The organism is Natrinema versiforme JCM 10478 (assembly GCF_000337195.1).
In the GTDB taxonomy this organism is placed as follows: domain Archaea; phylum Halobacteriota; class Halobacteria; order Halobacteriales; family Natrialbaceae; genus Natrinema; species Natrinema versiforme.
In genome coordinates, this window is sequence record NZ_AOID01000027.1 from 36,904 (window position 1) to 56,691 (window position 19,788).

General features: G+C 67.5%; 24 protein-coding genes. 12 read left to right on the forward strand and 12 right to left on the reverse strand.

What is annotated here, in order from left to right:
• Nucleotides 1–39: 39 nt before the first annotated feature.
• From C489_RS09060 to C489_RS09075, 4 genes are read right to left on the reverse strand one after another with little or no spacing between them, the layout of a single operon-like run.
• Entirely contained in the window at nucleotides 40–1,755 is a 1,716-nt protein-coding gene (locus C489_RS09060; RefSeq protein WP_006430920.1) for a type II secretion system F family protein, read from the reverse strand.
• 7 nt (nucleotides 1,756–1,762) lie between these two features.
• A complete protein-coding gene (locus C489_RS09065) occupies nucleotides 1,763–3,733 on the reverse strand; it encodes a type II/IV secretion system ATPase subunit (protein WP_006430921.1) in 1,971 nt (656 codons plus the stop codon).
• Between the two features lie 31 nt (nucleotides 3,734–3,764).
• Nucleotides 3,765–4,229 (reverse strand): DUF7311 family protein, encoded by a 465-nt coding sequence (locus C489_RS09070; RefSeq protein ID WP_006430922.1) that lies wholly within the window; start codon nucleotides 4,227–4,229, stop codon nucleotides 3,765–3,767.
• Nucleotides 4,226–5,110: a DUF7310 family coiled-coil domain-containing protein gene (locus C489_RS09075; protein WP_006430923.1), complete on the reverse strand. Its 885-nt coding sequence runs from the start codon at nucleotides 5,108–5,110 to the stop codon at nucleotides 4,226–4,228. The genes C489_RS09070 and C489_RS09075 overlap by 4 nt, the downstream gene beginning before the upstream one ends.
• Before the next feature lie 218 nt (nucleotides 5,111–5,328).
• Between C489_RS09075 and C489_RS09080 the strand changes: the two genes are divergently transcribed.
• Nucleotides 5,329–5,604, forward strand: coding sequence for a hypothetical protein (locus C489_RS09080; RefSeq protein ID WP_006430924.1), 276 nt, complete (start codon nucleotides 5,329–5,331; stop codon nucleotides 5,602–5,604).
• A gap of 99 nt (nucleotides 5,605–5,703) precedes the next feature.
• Here C489_RS09080 and C489_RS09085 read toward each other — a convergent pair whose 3' ends face one another.
• Both C489_RS09085 and C489_RS09090 read right to left on the reverse strand, forming a co-directional pair.
• Nucleotides 5,704–6,630, reverse strand: coding sequence for a DMT family transporter (locus C489_RS09085; protein WP_049890754.1), 927 nt, complete (start codon nucleotides 6,628–6,630; stop codon nucleotides 5,704–5,706).
• A 206-nt stretch (nucleotides 6,631–6,836) separates the two neighbouring features.
• Nucleotides 6,837–7,202: a DUF7344 domain-containing protein gene (locus tag C489_RS09090; protein ID WP_006430926.1), complete on the reverse strand. Its 366-nt coding sequence runs from the start codon at nucleotides 7,200–7,202 to the stop codon at nucleotides 6,837–6,839.
• Between the two features lie 278 nt (nucleotides 7,203–7,480).
• On the opposite strand from C489_RS09090, the gene C489_RS09095 reads away from it, so the two are divergent.
• The 3 genes from C489_RS09095 (at nucleotide 7,481) to C489_RS09105 (ending at nucleotide 9,096) form a co-directional block, all read left to right on the forward strand.
• Nucleotides 7,481–8,122 carry a ribonuclease H family protein gene (locus C489_RS09095; RefSeq protein ID WP_006430927.1) on the forward strand — a complete coding sequence of 214 codons (642 nt, stop codon included), beginning with the start codon at nucleotides 7,481–7,483 and terminating at the stop codon, nucleotides 8,120–8,122.
• A gap of 93 nt (nucleotides 8,123–8,215) precedes the next feature.
• Complete coding sequence (locus tag C489_RS09100; protein WP_006430928.1) at nucleotides 8,216–8,674, forward strand: DUF2240 family protein; 459 nt, start codon at nucleotides 8,216–8,218, stop codon at nucleotides 8,672–8,674.
• Nucleotides 8,675–8,697: 23 nt separating this feature from the next.
• Nucleotides 8,698–9,096, forward strand: a complete 399-nt coding sequence (locus tag C489_RS09105) for a hypothetical protein (protein ID WP_006430929.1) — start codon at nucleotides 8,698–8,700, stop codon at nucleotides 9,094–9,096.
• Between the two features lie 440 nt (nucleotides 9,097–9,536).
• On the opposite strand, the gene C489_RS09115 is transcribed toward C489_RS09105, so the two are convergent.
• Both C489_RS09115 and C489_RS09120 read right to left on the reverse strand, forming a co-directional pair.
• Entirely contained in the window at nucleotides 9,537–10,196 is a 660-nt protein-coding gene (locus C489_RS09115) for an HAD family hydrolase (protein WP_006430931.1), read from the reverse strand.
• Between the two features lie 94 nt (nucleotides 10,197–10,290).
• Nucleotides 10,291–10,659: a methylglyoxal synthase gene (locus C489_RS09120; RefSeq protein WP_006430932.1), complete on the reverse strand. Its 369-nt coding sequence runs from the start codon at nucleotides 10,657–10,659 to the stop codon at nucleotides 10,291–10,293.
• A 144-nt stretch (nucleotides 10,660–10,803) separates the two neighbouring features.
• Between C489_RS09120 and C489_RS09125 the strand changes: the two genes are divergently transcribed.
• The 7 genes from C489_RS09125 to C489_RS09155 all read left to right on the forward strand — a co-directional run bounded on the left by C489_RS09125 (nucleotide 10,804) and on the right by C489_RS09155 (nucleotide 16,380).
• Nucleotides 10,804–11,604, forward strand: coding sequence for a class I SAM-dependent methyltransferase (locus C489_RS09125; protein WP_006430933.1), 801 nt, complete (start codon nucleotides 10,804–10,806; stop codon nucleotides 11,602–11,604).
• 103 nt (nucleotides 11,605–11,707) lie between these two features.
• Nucleotides 11,708–12,397 carry a haloacid dehalogenase type II gene (locus tag C489_RS09130; RefSeq protein WP_006430934.1) on the forward strand — a complete coding sequence of 230 codons (690 nt, stop codon included), beginning with the start codon at nucleotides 11,708–11,710 and terminating at the stop codon, nucleotides 12,395–12,397.
• 153 nt (nucleotides 12,398–12,550) lie between these two features.
• Nucleotides 12,551–13,642 (forward strand): AI-2E family transporter, encoded by a 1,092-nt coding sequence (locus C489_RS09135; protein WP_006430935.1) that lies wholly within the window; start codon nucleotides 12,551–12,553, stop codon nucleotides 13,640–13,642.
• 89 nt (nucleotides 13,643–13,731) lie between these two features.
• Nucleotides 13,732–14,214 carry a peroxiredoxin family protein gene (locus C489_RS09140; RefSeq protein ID WP_006430936.1) on the forward strand — a complete coding sequence of 161 codons (483 nt, stop codon included), beginning with the start codon at nucleotides 13,732–13,734 and terminating at the stop codon, nucleotides 14,212–14,214.
• Nucleotides 14,215–14,296: 82 nt separating this feature from the next.
• Complete coding sequence (locus C489_RS09145; protein WP_006430937.1) at nucleotides 14,297–14,980, forward strand: haloacid dehalogenase type II; 684 nt, start codon at nucleotides 14,297–14,299, stop codon at nucleotides 14,978–14,980.
• 120 nt (nucleotides 14,981–15,100) lie between these two features.
• Entirely contained in the window at nucleotides 15,101–15,379 is a 279-nt protein-coding gene (locus tag C489_RS09150) for a MarR family transcriptional regulator (RefSeq protein WP_006430938.1), read from the forward strand.
• 68 nt (nucleotides 15,380–15,447) lie between these two features.
• The gene (locus C489_RS09155; RefSeq protein ID WP_006430939.1) at nucleotides 15,448–16,380 is read left to right on the forward strand and encodes a VOC family protein; all 933 of its coding nucleotides are present in this window, start codon (nucleotides 15,448–15,450) and stop codon (nucleotides 16,378–16,380) included.
• A gap of 46 nt (nucleotides 16,381–16,426) precedes the next feature.
• Here the strand turns inward: C489_RS09155 and C489_RS09160 are convergent, their stop codons facing one another.
• The 3 genes from C489_RS09160 to C489_RS22585 all read right to left on the reverse strand — a co-directional run bounded on the left by C489_RS09160 (nucleotide 16,427) and on the right by C489_RS22585 (nucleotide 18,721).
• Nucleotides 16,427–17,845, reverse strand: coding sequence for an FAD-dependent oxidoreductase (locus C489_RS09160; RefSeq protein ID WP_049890743.1), 1,419 nt, complete (start codon nucleotides 17,843–17,845; stop codon nucleotides 16,427–16,429).
• 91 nt (nucleotides 17,846–17,936) lie between these two features.
• Complete coding sequence (locus C489_RS22580; RefSeq protein WP_394296299.1) at nucleotides 17,937–18,053, reverse strand: winged helix-turn-helix transcriptional regulator; 117 nt, start codon at nucleotides 18,051–18,053, stop codon at nucleotides 17,937–17,939.
• 44 nt (nucleotides 18,054–18,097) lie between these two features.
• Nucleotides 18,098–18,721, reverse strand: a complete 624-nt coding sequence (locus tag C489_RS22585; protein ID WP_006430942.1) for a beta-class carbonic anhydrase — start codon at nucleotides 18,719–18,721, stop codon at nucleotides 18,098–18,100.
• Between the two features lie 159 nt (nucleotides 18,722–18,880).
• Between C489_RS22585 and C489_RS09175 the strand changes: the two genes are divergently transcribed.
• Nucleotides 18,881–19,300 carry a VOC family protein gene (locus tag C489_RS09175; protein WP_049890744.1) on the forward strand — a complete coding sequence of 140 codons (420 nt, stop codon included), beginning with the start codon at nucleotides 18,881–18,883 and terminating at the stop codon, nucleotides 19,298–19,300.
• A gap of 53 nt (nucleotides 19,301–19,353) precedes the next feature.
• Here the strand turns inward: C489_RS09175 and C489_RS09180 are convergent, their stop codons facing one another.
• Nucleotides 19,354–19,617: a hypothetical protein gene (locus tag C489_RS09180; protein ID WP_006430944.1), complete on the reverse strand. Its 264-nt coding sequence runs from the start codon at nucleotides 19,615–19,617 to the stop codon at nucleotides 19,354–19,356.
• Nucleotides 19,618–19,788 lie beyond the last annotated feature (171 nt).

Sequence of the window (19,788 nt, forward strand, 5' to 3'; positions counted from 1 at the left end):
TCGCCGCGTGTTCGTATTTAAATCCGAGTCCGGTGAGTCTTATAGTAACACCTCGAGGACGGTCACCGTCGCGACGTACAGCACCATCGAGGAGACGAGCGTGCGGCCGATGTGGTAGCCGAAGAGCGCCCGATCGATCCCGTGGCGCAGAGCGATCGAGAGCGGCGTGACGATGAAACACAGCGCGATCAGGTAGATGCCGACGACGATCCCGAGCGAGTCGGCGGGGAACGCGGCGGCGTCGACCCCCCTTGCCCCGGTCAGATCCGCACTGGACATCATCGCGGCCATCCCGACGGTCGCACCGGCCACGAGCGGCGCGAAGTACGCCGCCGTGTTGTCGAGTGTACTCGTCACCTGTTCGAGGTTCCATTTCGCCTCGGCTTCGACGTCCTCGAGTTCCTCGAGGTGGTCGGCCATCGAGACGATGGCGCGGCCGGCGGGTTTCCCCTCGTCGGCGGCGATCGCGAGCAACGCGGCGGTCCCGCGAGCGCGCGGGCTCGGGATGTCTCTCAGCGCGCCGTAGTCGCCGAGAAACGCCGCCCGGACGCCCATGTGCAGCCGCCGCTGGAGGCCGGCCGCCCGTTCGAAGACCTCGCCGGTCTCGGCGGGGACGCGGTCGGCCGCCAGTTCGACCGCCGATTCGACGGACTCGCCCTCAGCGACCTGCCGTCCCACGATGTACAGCGCGTCGGTGAGGTGTGCTTCGACGTCGCGGACGTAGTGGCGGACCGCGAGGATGGGGGCGTACGTGGCCAGCAGCGCGATGCCGAGGCCGATACCGACGGCAGCGATCGGCGCGAGGTGTGCGGGGCCAACGGCGGCGATCAGCGGATAGCTACAGAGGCCGGCGAGCACGCCCCAGAGCGCCCGAAGCCGGAGCCGGTCGGGAACGTCCGGATGATCGTGCCCGATCGTTGGCGGCGGAAACGCGACCGGTCGGCGGACGAGCAACCAGAGACTCGCGCCGATCAACGCGGCAGGGAGGACCGCGTTGTACAGGAAGACGAAAAACCAGATGTTGACCGCGTAGCCGACCATCGGGACCGTCGGAACGAGCGAGACCAGCGCGAGCGGGATCATGATCCCGAACGCGAACAGCCCGGTCGCCGGAGCCCGGATCGCGGTCGTGAAATCGGCCATCTGGCTGCGAGTCCCCGAGAGGATGGCCGAGAGCGATCGATCGAGCGTACGGACGCGCTCGGCGTCCGGCGCGTCTTGGGCGGCCACGAGCAGGTGCGCCGACCGCCGGAGCGCCGGAAACCACTCGGCCCACTCGTCGGCGAAGGAGAGCAAGCCCGTTCCAGGCGTGCCGATCGACCGGTCGATGTGGCCGTCGAGGCTCTGTGAGAGCGGGCCGTGGCCCGTTTCGGCCGCGAACCGAACCGCGCCCTCGAGCGCCGGCTGGACCTGCATTCGCAGCACCGCTCGGCCGATGAGATTCGGCGTGTCGCCGAGCGCTTCGGTCCGGCGAAACGCCGCCTGCAAGTGTGGCATCGAGTGAACGGTATGGATCGCCGCGAGCGGTGCGACCAGCACGAAAAACAGGACGAAGGGGAGCGGAGCCGACGTTACCAGTAACGCCAGCGGGAGAAAGGCCGCGACGATCCCGGCCCCGTATCCCGCCCGGATGATCGTCTCGGCGTCGTATGGCGAGTCGGTAAAGGAGAGCGACTCCTCGAGGTCGTCGCTCCCGTCGACGGCGGCCGGATACAGCGCGGCGAGCGTGCGGACGAGCGTTGAGAAGTGTCCCATTCCGCGATCACTCCTCTCCGTTGCCCCGGCCGGCGTACACTGCGGCGACCGATTGCGGGTCCGTTCGGCCGTCGCGGGCGAGCGTCGACAGGAGGTCCGCTCTCGCCGAAATCGCCTCCCGAACGTCGGCGTAGCTCTCGGTCGGTCCGGCGAGGCGCTCGACGACCCGACTCTCGCCGCGGTCGATGCGTCCGGTCGCGACCGCCCGTTCGCCGTCTAACTCGTACAGCGGCTCGAACCAGATATCGTCGCCGCTGCCGACGACTTCCTCGATGCTGGCGAGGCGTCGCCGTCGCCCCTCAGGCGTTCGGTGGGCCTGAACGGTGACGACGAGATCCGTCGCACCGAACGACGAGGGTTCGACGGCGAGGTCGGAGACCACGCGCTCGTAGACCTCGTCGGCACCGTCGCCGTGAATCGTCCCGAGCACCGCGTTCGCGTTGGCACCGACCCGCATCGCCTCGTAGAGAACTTGCGCCTCCTCGCCGCGGATTTCGCCGACGACGAGCGCCCCGTTACCGAGTCGAAGCGCCGTCCGCAGCGCCGCTTCGGCCGTTATCTCGGGCCCGTCGCCGGACCCCGTTCGCAGCGCCTGCACGTCCCGTCCCACCGACTGCAACGGCCCAACCGGGAGTTCGGGCGTGTCCTCGATCAGGACCGTTCGGGTCTCCGCCGCGAGTTCGTACAGCAGCGTTCCAAGCAGTGTCGTCTTTCCGGAGCCGCGGGTCCCGGCGATCAACGCGGCGGCGTTGCGTTCGACGGCGACCGAGAGAAACGCTGCGACCGCCGCCGACATGGTCCCGTTCGCGACGAGCGCCGGCAGGGTGAACTCGTCGTCGGGTTGTTCCCGAAACGCGAAGGCGATGCCGTCCGCGACCGGATCGGTGATGCCGGCGACCCGGATCCGGGTACCGCTCTCGAGCGCGGCCGTCGCGTCGACCGTCGGACTCGCCCGGGAGAACGCCCGCCCGCTCGTGCGCCGAACCCGCGAGGCGAGCGCTCGAGCGCCGCCGGGCGTGAGGTGGACGTTCGTGGTCATCGACTCCCCGTCGACGACGACGCGGATGGGGTTCGCCGAGACCGGCGACGTGACGTACACGTCGGTGACGCGAGGATCGGCGAACAGGTCCTCGAGGATGCCGTACCCGATCGTGTGTTTGCGTAAGATTGCAGTCAAGCGCGGATCGGCCGGCTCGTCACCGACGGCTTCGATCGCCCGTGAGGCTGCGCGATCCCCCTCCACGACGCCTTCCGCGATCGCTTCGTACCCCTCGATGAGACGTTGGCGTTCAGCACTGGCGAGTGTCGTGTCGATCACGTCGAGGGCGTAGCGCGCGACGCCGTCCGGCCGTCCGTAGATTCGCGCGTCGCTCCCGGTCTCGAGCGACCGGACGTCCCTGAGGTGTGCGCCGTCGGCGATCGTCCGGTCGACGAAGTACTGGCCGATGGTGAGCCCGACGGTCGGCGTCAGCGCCGCGTCGTCGCTCCCGGTCTCGAGCCCACTCGCGGCTGCGACCAGTCCTGATTCGACGCCGATGTCGGCGATCGGGCCGACTCGTCGTCGGACGTCCTCGGCGACCGCGAGCGGTTCCCGTGTGGCTGCCGTCGCCAGCTGCTCGTCACGATCGCCGAGCAGCGCGACGAACCGGCCGGCCGCCCTGAGGATGGCGACACCGCGACCGTCGTACCGGTACTCGAGCCCGTTCGATCGGACGACGATCTGGTCGGCGTCGCGGTCGGCAAGCGCGTCGACTGCCGTCTGCCGGCAGGCGCTCGCGCTCTCGAGGTCGCCATCGCAGTCGGCCGCATCGAGGAGCAGCGTCTCGTCCTCGACGGATACCCGACAGGCACACGGTGATCGTGCATTTTCGCTTCGGCCGAAGAGACGCCCCACTCCTGGGTTGTCCCGACCGAGGAAGTTGCGAACGCCGAGGCCGTCGATGACCGACCGGAGGTGTCCGATCTCGTCCTGAGACATACCGGTGCTGGCAGCGGCTTCCGATTTAAACTCACACACGGCTCGCGACGACGACCGGGTCCCCGTTCTTGTCGGCCTGAAGCGTCAGTGCGAGCCGGATCCCGCCGGTCCCGCCGAGTTCGACCGATTCGTTGGCCGCGGGATCGTTCCAGACGATCGGTTCTCCGATTACCGACTTGCGTGTCGTCCCGTCCTCGAGCACGTAGCTGACGGCGCTGTAGCTCCCGTTCGCCCGCGGCGTGATCTCGAAGTGATCGACGGATGCGGTCGTAAGCGACCCTCGCGGCAGCGTCACGTCGACGACTCGCCGGGAATCGGGGTGGCCGTCGGGCGAGAGTTCGCCGGAGTCGGAAAGCGATGTCGCCGCGTCGTCGATCGCCGCGATGCTCGTGTCGACCTGCCGCTGGGTATTCATCGACGCTCCGCGTTCGATCGCCGGGACCGCGAGCACCACGATCGCGACCGTGAGCACGATCGCGACAACGTACCGGATCACGGCAGTCTGGCCCGAATCGACTGCAATACGCCGCCGGCGGACTCCTCGTCGCCATCGGGCGGAACGTCGCGTGCGTCGTCCGTTCGGGAGGTTCCGTCGACACCGTCGCTGCCGGCCGCTCCGTTCGGATCGGCCGAATCGGAGAGTCGATCGTCGAGGGCGGCCTGCGTCGCGCCGGTGGTGGTCCGTGGCTCTCGAGCCGTCGAGCCGTTTCGATTCGAGAGACCGCCGGTGTGTCCATCCGGTGGGTCCCCGTCCGATTCGTTGCCTTCGTGGCTCGAGTTGTTGGCTCCGATACTCGAGTTGCTGTCTCCGTGGCTCGAGTCGGCGCGTTCGCGGCCCGATTCGCTGTCCCCTTCGGTCGCCGGCGAGACAATCTCCGAGACGGTTCGTTCGACGGCGGGCAGGTCGCTGCCTGACTCGCTCGCATCAACCCGCTTGCTCGATACCGCGCTCGAATCGCGGTCGTCTCGAGCGGGGACCGCCCCATCCGTCTCGGTGTTTTCGGTCAGGTTTTCCGACGTAATGCCGTCAGCGGCGGGGCGCGGTACGTCCACGTCGAGATCAATCGTCTCGTCGACGGCCCCCTCGAGTTCGTCGAGGCGGTACTCGAGTCGATCAACCGCGGCGACGGCCGCGTCGGCACGGCGCTCGACGGCTTCGTTAACCGAGTCGACGCTGCCGACGGCCCCGTCGAGTGCGTCGGTCCGGCCCTCGAGGGCGGCGAGACGGCGTTCGTGCTCCTCGACCTGTGCGGTCAGTTCCTCGAGGATCCCGGCGACGGACGCGATGTCGGCGAGTTCGTCCAGTTCGATGTCGCCGTCGACGACCGCGCGCTCGACGGCGGAGAGTCGCCGCTCGATCCGCTCGATGTCGCTCATGGCGAGCGTTGCTCCACCTTCGTATTTAAACATGAGACTACGCCGCTGTGCCGAATCAGGGCGCTACTGGTCCCATCACTGTTCGCATGTCAAAGACGGCATTCGGCGGTAAATCGCTCGTTCAATCTGCCCGATCCCGTTGAACTCGCCGTAATCGTCCGAAACGGTCGGGCCGGTATTTGCGTCGGCGCGCCCGACAGTACACTCTCGGAGACACCATGGCGAGCCCCCCTTCCCTCCCCGACCGGCGATCTACCGACTCGAGTTCGTCGAGTGACCGCCGCGACGACGAACACGGTGTGCTCGAGCGCGCAGCACCGGCGATCGCGACGCCGATCCGCGCGGCGGGGTTCTGGACGGCGATCGCCATGCCGATTCTGTACCTGCCCCTGCTCGCCAGGGGGCTGTCGTCGTCGCTCGAGGGGGGCGTATTTCTGGCGCTGATCGTCGGGAACCTGCTGGCGCTGTACGTCGGGCACGCACACCGCCAGTGAGACGCCTCGCGGGGTTCATATGGGTTACTGCACCGATTTACCGAACCGTCATTCGGTCGGGGTCGGGGTTGTGCCGGCACTGACGGACGGGAGACCGTCTCAGTCGCTCGAGCCCCGCGATCGAACGTGGCCGAACTCCCGCTGGATCGCCCGCCGCTTGACGAGGACGAACCCGACCGCGATGAGCCCGAATCCGAGCAGCGTCGCGGCGTCGACGACCTCGCCGAGGTAGAGCCACCCGACGACAGCGGTGACGATCGGTGCGACGTACGATACCATGTTGATCTCGACGGCACCCAGTCGCTCGAGCAGGTCGAAGTAGATGAGAAAGCCGACGGCGCTTGCACCCACCGATAGGTACGCGATCGCGCCGATCGCTTCCGGGTGGGTCCACGCGGCGGGCTCGACGGGTTCGCCGATCGCGAGGCTCGCGATGTGCAACAAGAGCGCGCCGCCGAGCATCGACCACGCCTCCATCGTCTCGATGGGGAGCGAAGCATCGATCCGCCGGGTGAGGACGCTGCCGAGTGCAAACGCCGCCGCGGCACAGAAGACGAGTCCCTTCGCTACCGCGTCGGTGGCGAGCAGGTTCGACGGGTCGGGCCGGACGATCACCGCGACGCCGACGAGGCCGACGAGGACGCCGACGATCCCGACGGACGAGAGCGCGTCGGAGGGGACGAGCAATCGGGCGAACCCGGTGCTCAGGACCGGCGAGAGACTCACCAAAATCGCGGCCGCCGCGGCCGTCGTGTTCAGCTGTCCGACGAACAGGAACGCGTGGTAGGCCGCGATTAAGAGCGCGGCACCGACGGCGACCTGCGTCCACTCGAGCCCGCCGCGTGGCCGCCAGTGATCGACGGCGATGGCGGCGTAGCCGAGCATCAGTAGGCCGGCGATATCGTATCGCAGCGCCGCGAACAGCACCGGCGGAATGTACTCGAGGCCGGCGCTGATCGCGACGAACGCCGACCCCCACAGCGTTGCGAGCGTCAGGAAGAGGACGAGATTTCGATAGCGGCTCACAGTGGCCCTCCCGGCAGAGACGGCCTTTGTCTTTCGATTCGAGACCGGTTCGGCGACCGGCGAACCGCCGACTCGTCTGTCGATCCAGTTGGGACCGTCGCCGACCACGTTCGGATTAAGAGATCAGTGACTTGCCGCTTTGCGGTCGGGAACCGGAAATCGGGGGTCGGCAATCGGGACTCAAGAAGGAAGACTGGACGCCGGGCTCAGAGCGGGGGCCGTTCGCGAATCTCGGGTTCCTCCTCGGTTTGTCTGAATTGCTCGAGCAGGGGCTTGATGTCGTCGAATCCCTCGGCCAGTACGATATCGCCGCTGCGCAGATCGTACTCGATGATGTCGTAGTCCTCGAGCCGCGGCAGGTGGTTGTGAACTAACGAGACGTAGACGCGCTGTCTGGTCTCCTTGCCGACCGCGTCGGTGCGGGCGTCGAGTTCCCATGCCGCGACCTGGGTGACGAGATCTTCGAGGTTCGCAGTGGCGTCGTCGGCCAACTGGTAGAGCAGATAGCGCCGCTCGGACTCGGCGAGCAGGGAACAGGCCGCTTCCATCCGACTGGCGTTCGTCTGGTTCATATCTCGTCCACGCACCAAGCGGTATTACACCTACTGCCAACACAGATAGGGTCCGAATCCCCGCCCCGACGAGCCCGCTTTCGAGGGCGCTCGGTACGAGCCCACAGCCGACCGATTTCGTCGAATTCGGTGTTCATGGGGCGTCTCGAGACTGTTTCCATAACCTGTCTTTCCGTCGTCGCTGTGGGTCAGGATGATCCGATCGGTTCCTATGACTATGTCTGTCATATGTTATCAGGGACAGAATAGTTAAGACGGCGAGTGCCGTAGACGGGAGCATGGCCGCTCACGGCCGGCCCGCACTACGGGACCTGTTCGACGAGTCGCCCACACCCCACATCGCCCATCCGCCGCGGACCCATCACCGTGACTTCTACGTCGCTACCGACGGGTCTTTCCGGGGCTCGGGCGGTGGGCTGGGTGCCGTCATCGAAACGCGCGACGGCACCCGCGTCGCACGCGTCTCGACTGCGGATACGCCGCCGGACAACAACGTCGCGGAGTATCGGGCGCTCCACCTCGGACTCGACGTCCTCGCAGCGCGAGCGCCGCGAGACGCCGCCGTCGGCGTCCTCATCGACCACGACGCGCTCGCCAGCAACGTCAACAGTGCCATCCTCGCGACGCGGCACCCGGACGGGAAAGCACCCCGTCCCGTCTCGGTCCCGGCCGCGACGCGGTATCACTGGCGCGGGATTCAGGCCCGACTCAGCGGGTTCGACGAGGTGCGGGCTGCCCGGATCGACAGCGATCAGAACCCCGCCCACCCCCTCGCGAACGCGCCGGACCAGTACCGCCACGTCAATCGCGAACTCGACCGCTGTGTCCTCCCCGAGACGCCAGAGCCGGCGGCTGGCGAGTTCCCGCCACCGTCTCGAGCCGATCGGAACGGCGGTGGCGGCGGTCGCGCCTCCGACTGATCGCCTGCCACGCCAGCAGTTTCGCTCGCGCTCCGGCCCCCGAGTCGGCCGGAACCGCCATCGTTTTCTCACCGCTCGAGCAAGTCGTCCCCGATGAGCCTCCGCGTCGCGGTCGCCGCCCCGTTCATCCAGAACGGGACCCGTCGACTGCAGGAAAACGAGTTCGTCGTCGCCCTCTCGCTCGACCGGGACTGGTTCTCCCCCGATCAGGCCAAGCGACTGATCGACATCGCCACCGGCGAGGGCCTGCTCGAGCGCGGCGACGACGGCCTCGAGGTCGCGTTCGACCCCGCCGAGGTGACGGTGCCCGAGGAGTTCGTCCCCGACGAGGACCTCCTGCGGGAACGCTCCGCGTTCGAACGCGTCCTCGACTCGCTCGTCGCGGAGGGCATGGCGAAACACGAAGCGGTCGGCGCAATCAACACCCTCCAGCGGGACCTCGGGTTGACGATCGAGGCCGCCGCGGTGGTCTACGCCCGCCGCGAGGGCATCGATACCGACGACCTCGTCCCGATCGCCCGGGAGGCCGTCGTCGACACCGAAGAGGGTTAATCCCGCCGCCCGCACCACCGAGTATGGTCGAGGATCGGATCACCGACGGCCGCCGGATCGCCCAACTGCTCGCGAGCGAACTCGACGGCCGCGAGGACGGCGAACTCGCTCATTTCGCCGTGACGAACGCCGATCGGGACGTCGAACCGACGGCCGACGGCGCTCGCGCCTACGACGTGACCCGCCACGACGAGCGGATCGCCCGCGCGTTCGTCCACGACGACCGGGCACACCTCGAGTTCGAAGCCGGCCACGACGCGGCGGCCGAGGCGGCTTCGGACGTCGACCTCCGAGTCCGTCCGAAGGCGACGGATCCGCCCCGCACGCTGGTTTTCGTGGAAAGCGGAGCCGAGGTCAAACGCGCGACGGACGTGGTACAGCAGGTAAGTCGGGTGCTCGCGGAGACCGACGAAGAGGAATAGAGTCGCCTTATAGAGAGCGCACTGCAGGGGCGCGCGCTGTCGGTCGCCCGAGTGCAAGCGAGGGCGGCCGACGACGATGTGCGAGGGATGCGGACCGCAGCGACCGAAAGCGCGGCGCGAAGCGTTCGAGAATCGCGTCGCGATTCTCGAGCCCATCAGAAGTGCTTTGCACTTCTGAGGACGCCGCGGAAAGGCGAGCGGCAACGCCGCGAGCCGGGGAGCGAGGACCGCAATCGGTTGGGGAGGCTGTGGTTTTCCGTGCTGCCAGCCGGCGCAGAGCACCGTTCTTCGTCAGTACCACGATCGCCAGTACGACGATCGGCAGTACCACGATCGCCAGTACGACGATCGGCAGTACCACGAAACCAGTCGTCCGAAACGATCGTGATCCCATCGAACGGCGAAGTCGATCTCGAGGCCGGCCCCACGGACTCGACTTCTTACTCGAGGTCCGCGACGATCTCCGGTAGCGTCGCGGCGATCTCCGCCTGCTCGACGTGGGCGATCGCGCGCGAATCGGGCTCGGGCCCGTCCGCGAGCAGCACTTGAATCGCGGCCATCCCAGCCTCGGTTGCACCGCGAATATCGGCCTCGACTTCGTCGCCGATGTAGACCGCGTCGCCGGGATCGACGCCCAGCGCGTCGGTGATCGCCCCGAACGCGCGCGGGTCTGGCTTGCCCGCCTCGAGTTCGCCGGTAACCAGCGCGGCGTCGAAGGTATCTTCCCAGCCCAGCGTCTCGAGTTTGTCCCGCTGGGCCTTGACAGGCCCGTTCGTGAGCAGCCCGACCCGGTACTCGCCCCGCAGGTCCGCGAGCATGGCTTCGACCCCCGGCAGGGGCTCCAGGGAGTCCGAAATCGTCTCCCGGTAGGCCGTCGCGACGGCGGCCGGATCGGCGTCGCTCTCGCACTCCTCGAGCAGGTCGGCGAAAATGGGTTCGCGCGTCTCGCTGGTGAGGTTCCGTCGGTGGGCCTCGAGGTACGCGTCGCGAGTGAGCGACGGCGCGCCCGTCGCGGCCGTGGCTTCCTCGAGGATGGTCGCCCGAGTTCGACGGGGAACGGCGAGCGTGTAATCGAGGTCGAAGACGACCGCCTGTGGCATAGCTATGTGAGGGGCCTCGAGCGGGTTGAAGCTATCCCTTCGAACGGGCGGTGACGCAGTCCTCGATGGCCGCCCGGACGCCCCGCGGCCCGCGTCACTCGGCGAGCCCCTCGATGAGAAACGTCGCGGACGCGAGGTTCGTCGCGAGCGCCGTGTCGTGGACGTCACAGATACGCAGCAGCGCCGAGATATCGGGCTCGTGTGCCTGTGCTCGCAGCGGATCCCGGAGGAAGACGATCCCGTCGAGGCGGTCCTCCGCGACTTCGGCACCGATCATCAGGTCCCCGCCGAGCGGCCCCGACTCCTTGCGTTCGAGCTCGAGGTCGGTCTCTTCCATGAGCTGCGCCCCCGTGGTCCCGGTCGCGATCAGTTCGTACTGCTGTAGTTGCTCCTCGTGCGTCCGTGCGAACTCGATGATATCCGGTTTCTTCTCGTCGTGGGCGATCAGCGCGACGCGCGTCATACCGTCCTCTCACCCTCGCGGGAAATAAACGCTCGTCCGCGGTCGGTCGCCCGTCCCTCAAGCGGGCGACCGGTCCGACGTGATAGCTCGCATCGACGGCAGTGGCGGCTATCGACTTTTGTGCGTGGCGACCGACCTCCGGATATGGACGACCCGACTGAACCCGGCGACCGAGCGGCGAGACACGTCTGGTCGGCCGGCCGCTACCCCGCGATGGCCCCGAACATGCTGCCCGCTATCGCACGGCTGGTCAACGTCGCCGGCATCGATCCGGGCAACCGCGTCCTCGACGTCGGCTGCGGGACCGGCAACGCCGCGCTGACGGCCCGTCGAGCGGGGGCCGATGTCCTCGGGCTCGACCTCGCGCACGACATGCTCGACCTCGCCCGCGACAACGCGGCGCTGGCCGGCTACGACGACATCGGCTGGCTCACCGGCGATGCCGAGACCCTCCCCGTTCCGGACGGCGCGTTCGACGTCGTCCTCTCGAACTTCGGCCACGTGTTCGCGCCGGACTCCACCCGCGCCGGGGCGGAACTCCGGCGCGTGACCAAACCCGGCGGCCGGGTCTGTTTCACCGCGTGGTCGCCCAACGGCGTCGTCGGTGACCTCACTCGAGTCCTGACCGACCACGTCGCCGACCCGCCGAGCGATCCGTGGTCGCACCTGCAGTGGGGCGACCCCGAGTTCGTCCGCGAGCAGTTCGCCGATGTCGCGGACTGCTCGTTCCAGCGCCGACTCCTCGAGTTCCGATACGCTACGCCCCATCACTTCTGGCGCGAGTTCGCCGAGGAGTCCGGGCCGCTCTCGCCGGTGCTCCGGCGCATGGACGACGACGATTCGCGGGCCGCGCTCCGACGCGACGCCGTCGCCGCCCTCGAAGAGTGGTTCGGGGACAACGCGATCCGCGTCGAATACCTGCAGGTGCGGGCCGTCGTCGAGTGACCGCGACGCCGCGCGAACGACGAGCGCCGACTCGTCGCCCCGCCGGTCTGCGAGCCCGCATGTCGGGCCAAGCTATTTCGACGGTCGCAGGGTAGTCGTGGCCATGTCTTTCGACCCCGACGCGGTCGAAACGATCGCGTTCGATTCCTACGGGACGCTCGTAGACGTCTCAGCCGTTGCCGAACCGCTCTCGGACCACGTCGACGAACACGATCCCGAACTCGTCGCGAAGCTCTGGCGGGAGCGCTCGCTGTCGTACGCGATGGTCGGCAACGCGATCGGCGAGTACGACTCGTTCTACGAGATGAACCGCCACGCGTTACGGTACGCCCTCGAGACGATCGGCGTCGAAATCGACGCGGACGACCGCGAGGACATCCTCTCGAAATACCACGATCTGCCGGTCTTCGACGACGTCCACGACGGCATCGAGCGGTTGCGCGACGCGGGCTATGACTGCTACATCGTCTCGAACGGCAGCGAGGACATGCTCGAGTCGCTGCTCGAGTACGCCGACCTCGGGGACCTGATCGTCGACACGGTCAGCGCCGACGAAATCCGGCAGTTCAAACCCCAACCCGAACTCTACCGCCACGCCGCCGACGAGATCGACAGGCCGAGCGAGGAGATCGCGTTCGCGGCCGCGGGCTGGTGGGACGTGCCGGGTGGAAGCACTGCCGGTATGCAGGGCGTCTGGATCAACCGGCAGGACACCCTCTGGGGACCGTACGAGCGGGACCCGGCGCTGACAATCGAGAGCATCCACGACCTCGCGGACGAACTCGAGGACTGACGGCGGACCGAGAGCCCTCTCGCGCTCCCGATCGCTGCGCGCGGGAGAAGGGCAACTCGAGCGCGTTCCATAGTTCGATGTGACGGTCACGTCCCGATCACCGTGTGAGTTCGCAAGACCGTCGTTTTTGGCACTTACAGCTGTGGGTGTCCCATGGGCGTCTTCGACAACTGGGACGGCAAGCGGGTCGCTTGGGTCGTGCTCGGACTGGTCCTCGCGGCACTGATCGGACTCGCTCTCTTCCGGTACATCGGGCCCCTGCTGTTCGCGGTCTTCCTGTACTACGCGACGCGGCCGCTGTACCGGCGGATCGATCGCGTCATCGACCATCCGAACGTGACGGCGACGGCGACGATACTGTTCGTCATCCTCCCGATGCTGGCCGTCGTCGGCTACGCGATCGTCGTCGGACTCAGGGAACTGGATCAGTTCCTCGCCACGAGCGACCTCGAGGCCGTCCGGTCGGCGCTTCAGCCGTATTTGGGTATCGTCAGACAGGGGAACGTCGATCGACTGCGGGAAGCGATCGCCTCCGGTTCGGGCGGCTCGATCACGAGCGTCCTCAGTCAGGGGCTACCGGGGGTCGTGGGCCAACTGCGGTCGATCGCCGCGGGCGTCTTCGCCGTCCTCGCGCGGTTCTTCCTCATGATCACCTTTCTGTTCTATCTCCTGCGGGACGACTGGAAGCTGCGCCAGTGGTTCTACGAGAGCATCGACCACGACGACGACGTCGTCTCGTACACGCAGGCAGTCGATAACGACCTCGAGACGGTCTTTCTCAGCAACCTGGCAGTGATCGCGGTCGCGGCCGGCGCTGCCGCCATCACGTACTACGGTCTCAACGTCCTCTCTTCGGGCGGTCCCGTCGTCCCGACGCCGGTCCTGCTCGCCCTGCTCATCGGCATCGGGACGCTGATCCCGGCCGTCGGGATGAAGATCGTCTACGTGCCCTACGGACTGGTTCTCCTCGGCGTCGCGCTGACGACCCCGAAGCCGCTCTGGCACCCGATCGCCTTCCTCGCGCTCACGCTGGTCGTCGTCGACACCATCCCCGACTTCTTCGCGCGATCGTTCCTCTCCGCGCGCAGCGGCGTTCACATGGGGCTGGTCCTCCTGGGCTACTTCCTCGGCACGCTCGCGTTCGGCTGGTGGGGGCTGTTCCTCGGCCCGATCGTCGTCGTCCTCGCCGTCCACTTCGGGGAGGAGGTCTTTCCGGGCCTCGCCGGCGATTTCATGTGGGAGTGACGGCCCGCGGCTCCGTCGCGGTGCCCTCGCTGCCCGTTGCTTCCACATTCAGCCCCCAGCCATACCCCGCTGTGGACCCTCGTCTGCGTATGGGATTGGAAGGCGAGCAAGCGCCCGACTTCACGCTGCCGAGTACCGCCGGCGACGAGGTCTCGCTCTCGGACCGGCTCGAGGAGGGACCGGCCGTCGTCGTCATCAATCGGGGCCACTGGTGTAGCTTCTGTGCGGAACAGCTCCAGACGTTCAGCGAGGTCTCCTACGACCTCTGGTTCCACGAGAACGTTGACGTGCTGCCGGTCGTGACCGATCCCCTGCCGCGGGTCACCGAGATGCGCGACCGCTACGACCTCGAGATCCAGCTCCAGGCCGATCCGAACGGCGAGGTCGCCGACCAGTACAGCGGCACCGAGCAGACGAGCCACGGCCTCACCGGCATCGCGGGCGTCTACGTCGTCGACGAATCGGGGACGGTCCGATACGAACAGGTCGCGGACGACCCGGCCGACCGCACCTACGGCAACTGGATCCGGTACTTCATCCGAAACGACTACGAGGACCCGTTCGGAGAGTAGTCGGCCGGAAATGCCGCAGACCCAGACCCCGGACCGCCTGCCGGCCATACGAATTATCGACGCGGGCCGCATACGGGGCCGCATGGCGTTCGATCCCGACGCGGTCGAGACCGTCACGTTCGATTCGTACAGCACCATCGTCGACGTCGACGCGGCCGAACGGGCGCTGGCCGACCGGGTCGACGATCCCGAACCGGTCTCGCGGCTCTGGCGGCTCCGATCACTCGAGTACACGCTCGTCGCGAACTTCCTCGACGCGTACCAGCCCTTTTACGAGATGAACCGCGACGCCTTGCAGTACGCACTCGATGTCCACGGCGTCGACATCTCCGCGGACGAGCGCGACGAGATTCTGGCGGTCTACCACGAACTCGAGGTCTTCGACGACGTCCGCGACGGCATCGAGCGGCTCCGTGAGGGCGGCTACGACTGTTACGTCGTCTCGAACGGCGACCCCGACATGCTGTCCTCGATGGTCGCCCACGCGGACATCGGCGACCTCCTCGCGGACACCGTCAGCGCCGACGAGGTGGAGACGTTCAAGCCGGCCGCCGAACTCTACCGCCACGCGGCCGCGCGGACCGGCACCCCGATCAACGGGATCGTCCACGTCACCGCGGGCTGGTACGACGTCATGGGTGCCAAACACGCCGGCATGCAGGGTGCGTGGGTCGACCGGAAGGGCCGCCCGTGGGAGCCGGTCGCCGGCGATCCGGACCTGACCGTCGAGTCGTTCCACGAACTCGCGGACGAGCTCGGCGTCTAAGGCGTGCCGGCGTCGGCCGCTCGGTCGGGACGATGGCCCGCCAACGGTCTCGCAACGGTCGTGCGGGACCGACGCATTGGAGGGGACGATTAAAGGCAATCGATGGCGAGAGAGCAATATATGAGTGACCAGGTCGTCCTCACGTCGGATACTGCCCCGGACGCCGTCGACGATGTCCCACCGAGTGCCAAACTCGTGTTGACCGTCCTCGCACACGAGGGGAACCTCACGCAGTCCCGGCTCGCCGAGGAAACGATGCTCCCCGCACGGACGGTCCGCTACGCGCTGAAACAGCTCGAGGAACACGACCTCGTCAGTTCACAGATCTCCTTTGCGGACGCGAGACAACACGTCTATTCGATCAACGGCGACCGGTTCGCGGACCCGGACCCCCGCTGATCACCCGCAGACTCGAGGCTCGCCCGTTCGTTCCCGGTTTTATACCACTGACACGCATATATGGCGGTATGCCCGCGGACATTCCCGGCATCCACCACGTGACCGCCATCGGCAGCGACCCCCGACGCAACCTCGAGTTCTACACCGAGACGCTGGGGCTCCGCCTCGTGAAGCGAAGTGTCAATCAGGACGACACCTCGGTCTACCACCTGTTCTACGGCGACCGGAGCGGGAGCCCCGGGACGAGCATGACGTTCTTCCCGTACCCCGACGCCCGGCAGGGACAGGTCGGTACTGGACAGGCCAGCGCGGTCGCGTTCCTGATTCCAGACGGGGCGGTCGAGTTCTGGACCGATCGGCTGGCCGACGCCGGCGTCGATGCCGACGAGCCCCACGAACGGTTCGGCGACACCGTGATTCCCTTCCGAGACCCGGACGGGCTCCCGCTCGAACTCGTCGCCCGGTCGGACGCGCCCGCCGGCGATCCGCCCGAGGGACCGGTTCCGGACGAGCACGCGATTCGCGGCTTTTTCGGCGTGACGCTGTCGCTGTCGACGGCCGGCCCGACCGCCGAAGTCTTGGAGACGATGGGCTACGCCGAGACCGAGACAGACGGGACCCGCACCCGATACGAGAGCGAGGGTGAGCTGGGGTACGTCGTCGACGTTTGCGAGGAGCCACAGGTCCAGCGGGGCCAACCCGGCGCTGGGACCGTCCATCACGTGGCGTTTCAAACAACTGCCGACGACCACTCCGAATGGCGCACCGTCCTCCAGGGGCAGGGACTGCGCCCGACCGAAATCATCGACCGCAAGTGGTTCGAATCGGTCTACGTCCGCGAACACGGCGGGGTTCTCTTCGAGTTCGCCACGAAGGAGCCGGGCTATACGGTCGACGAAGACCTCGAGTCGCTCGGCGAACGGCTCGTGCTCCCCGAGTGGCTCGAGGACCGCCGCGCGGAGATCGCGGCCGGGCTTCCGGACCTCGGGCTCGAGGACTGAGACAGTCGCGGACGGGGACGTATGAGGGGCGGACGGCTCGAGCGGCTCAGTCCCGGAGTTGCCCGCCGAGGACCTTCGCCGCCACGAGGACGGGGTCCCAGGTGGTGTTGAACGGCGGCGCGTACGCGAGGTCGTAGTTCTCGAGGTCGGCGACGGTCGCGCCCTCCGAGAGCGCGGCGACGACGGCGTGGCTCCGGTGGACCGCGCCCTCGCCGTACTCGCTGGCGAGGCTGGCACCCAGTACCCGTCCGGAGTCGCGGTCGGCGGTCAGCGTGAGCCGGACGTTCCCGCCCTCGGGGTAGTAGCCTGCCCGCGACTTCGCGGTCACCGTCTCGCTGACGGGGTCGAACCCGGCCGCGCGGGCCGCCTCGTAGTCCAGAATCCCGGTGCGGGCGGCCTCGACGTCGAAGGCCTTGACCGCGGCCGTCCCAGCGACACCGCCGCCCTCGGTCGGGGTTCCGGTGACCGTTTGCCCGATCGCCCGCCCGTGGCGGTTGGCCGTCAGCGCGAGCGGGACGTAGGTCGGGTCGCCCGTGACGACGTGGGTCGCCTCCGCACAGTCGCCCGCGGCGTAGACATCGAGCGCGCTCGTCTCGCGGTAGGCGTCGGCCGAGATCGCGCCGGTCTCGCCGAGTTCGATCCCGGCGGCTTCCGCGAGATCGGTTCTGGGTCGTACGCCGGTGCCGAGCAGGACCATCTCGACCGGGATCCGGTCGTCGGCGGTGACCACGGTCTCGACGCGGTCGCCGCCCGCGAGTTCCTCGACCTCGGCGTCGAGATGGAGCGCGACGTCCTTATCACGGAGGTGGTCGGCGACGTACTCGCTGGTCTCGTCGCTAAAGCCCTTCAGCACGCGGTCGCCGCGCTGGAAGAGGTTCACCTCGAACCCGTTTTCGGCCAGCGCCTCGGCCATCTCGATGCCGATGTAGCCGCCGCCGACGACCCCGACCGGTCCCGTACAGTCCTCGAGGTAGCGACAGGCCGGTCCCCGGTCGGGCTGTTGAAAGCCCTCGCCGTCGCGGGCGCGGGCGACGTACTCGCGGAGTTCCTTCCCGTCGCTCATGGAGCCGAGCGTGTAGACGCCCTCGCGGTCGGTGCCGTCGATCGGCGGCACGACCGCTTCCGAGCCGGTCGCGAGCAGGAGATCGCCGTAGGACTGCGTGACCGTCCCCGACTCGCTCTCGGCGGTGACCGTTCGCTCGTCGGTGTCGACCGCGACGACCTCGTGACCCGTCCGGAGGTCGATGTCCCGTTCCTCGCGGAACTCCTCGGGCGTGACCGAGACGAGGTCCTCGAGCGACTGGATCTCCCCCTTGACGTAGTACGGTAGCCCGCAGGCTCCGTAGGACACCCACTCGCCCTTCTCGAAAACGACGATCTCGCGGTCCGGTGCCTCGCGCCTGGCCTTGCTCGCCGCGGACATTCCGGCTGCGTCACCGCCGACGACGACGAACGGATCGCTCATACCGACCGTGTGGGCGGGAAGACACATAACTACTGACCGGACCGCGGTGGTCCACAACAGCGGATTGCTGACTGGGCCGCGGACGACGGACTCAGGCGATCGAACTGTCCTCGTCCGACGCGGCAGCGAGGTGTTCGCGCCCCCAGTCGCGCATCTCCACGATGACCGGTTCGAGCGACTCGCCGAGTTCGGTCAGTGAGTACTCCACGCGGCCCGGCCTCTCGCCGACGACCCCGCGGTTCACGAGCCGTTCTATTCCGAGACGCGCGTGTTGACCCCCTCGGAGACCCGTTCGCCGGGACGACGGAGCGCGCCGCTTTCGACCTCGTAGACGTACCCGTGGACTTCGACCTCGTCGGGGATGAGCGGATGCTCCGCGAGGTAGTCGACTTGGGCTCGACAGGCCTCGTCGATGTCGTCGGTCATCGAGACCCAGTCGGCGATCGACGCGTCGCCGATGTCCAAGTTGGGGAGCGCGGGGTTGAGGTCGACGTCGTCAAGGTCCCCGCCGGCGGCGGCCTCGAGTCCGTCGATGATGGCGTCGTCCGGCGCGCTCATCATCCCGCAGTCCGTGTGGTTGACGACGATGATCTCGGTCGTGTCGAAGAAGTTCGCCGTCAGCGCGGCGCTCCGGACGACGTCGTCGGTCACCTTCCCACCGGCGTTTCGAAAGATCTGCGCGTCGCCGAGTGACAGGCCGAGCGCCTCTTCGACGGGGATCCGTTCGTCCATGCAGGCGACGACGAGCAGCTGTTTGTCCGTCGGGATCCCTTTTCGACGGCGGCGCGCCCAGTCGTCCCGCCGTTCGACTCGCTCATCGACGGACTCGAATACCCGTCCGGCTTCCGGTTCGGAGTGGTCGCTGTGATCGGTCACGGTGGAACGTCATACGGTACCGCCTATCGCAGTTAGCGTAACGGCAACCGCTGCCACCACATCGCTGGAGTGACTGTCCCGACGAGCGGACGACGGATCGCGAGCGACCGCCGCCACGCAGACGGAAGCGTTTTTTCGCCGCGCTGGCACGACCGAACCATGACGGATCTCAGCGCCCACCACGTCGGACTCACGGTCACTAATCTCGAGGAGACGCTCGCGTTCTACTGCGATACGCTCGGTCTCACCGTCGCCGACCGGTTCAGCGTCGGCGACGAGGCCTTCGCCGACGCCGTCGGTATCGAGGGCGCACGCGCCGACTTCGCCCACCTCGAGGCCGACGGCGTCCGGATCGAACTCGTCGAGTACGACCCCGAAGCGCGGGGGTCCCCGGCCGCGGGGCTCAACCAACCGGGTGCCTCACACGTCGGCCTCTCGGTCGACGACCTCGAGGCCTTCGCCGCTGACCTCCCCGACGACGTGCCGACGATCAGCGGGCCGCGGACGACCGAGACCGGGACGACGATCATGTTCCTGCGCGATCCCGAAGGCAACCTGATCGAAGTGCTCGAGACGTAACGACCGCCAGCGGTACGCAGGGCGGTGCCGAAACCGGCCCGTTCTGTGAGGAGCTATCGGCCGTTGCACGCAAGCGTCGATCGCACCTGGTCGACTTCCGCGTCGCAGTTCGAACAGACGCGCTTCTCGGTGGCGATATAGACGTCGCCGCAGTGTGAGCAATGAAAGAGGTTGCCAGACGAGTTGGGGATGCGCTCCGCTTCCTCGTCGCCGTGTACGGGCTCGTCGTCGGCCGTCTCCGAGTCGTCCCGCAGCGTCGACTGCACCTGTTCGCGGAGCCGATGTGAGAACGACGTGACGTTCGTTTTGATTCCCATACAGTGACCGACTATTATACGAATGAAGTACCTGATGTCTAAAGCATTTGGAACGGGTCGTTGTCACGTGGCACACGCCGGGTCGGCAGCGTCGACTACCCGGCGCTCCGATCGAACCGCTGCCAACGAGGAGTATTGTGTGATTAGTGGTACTAATCTGTGTTCGCGAGG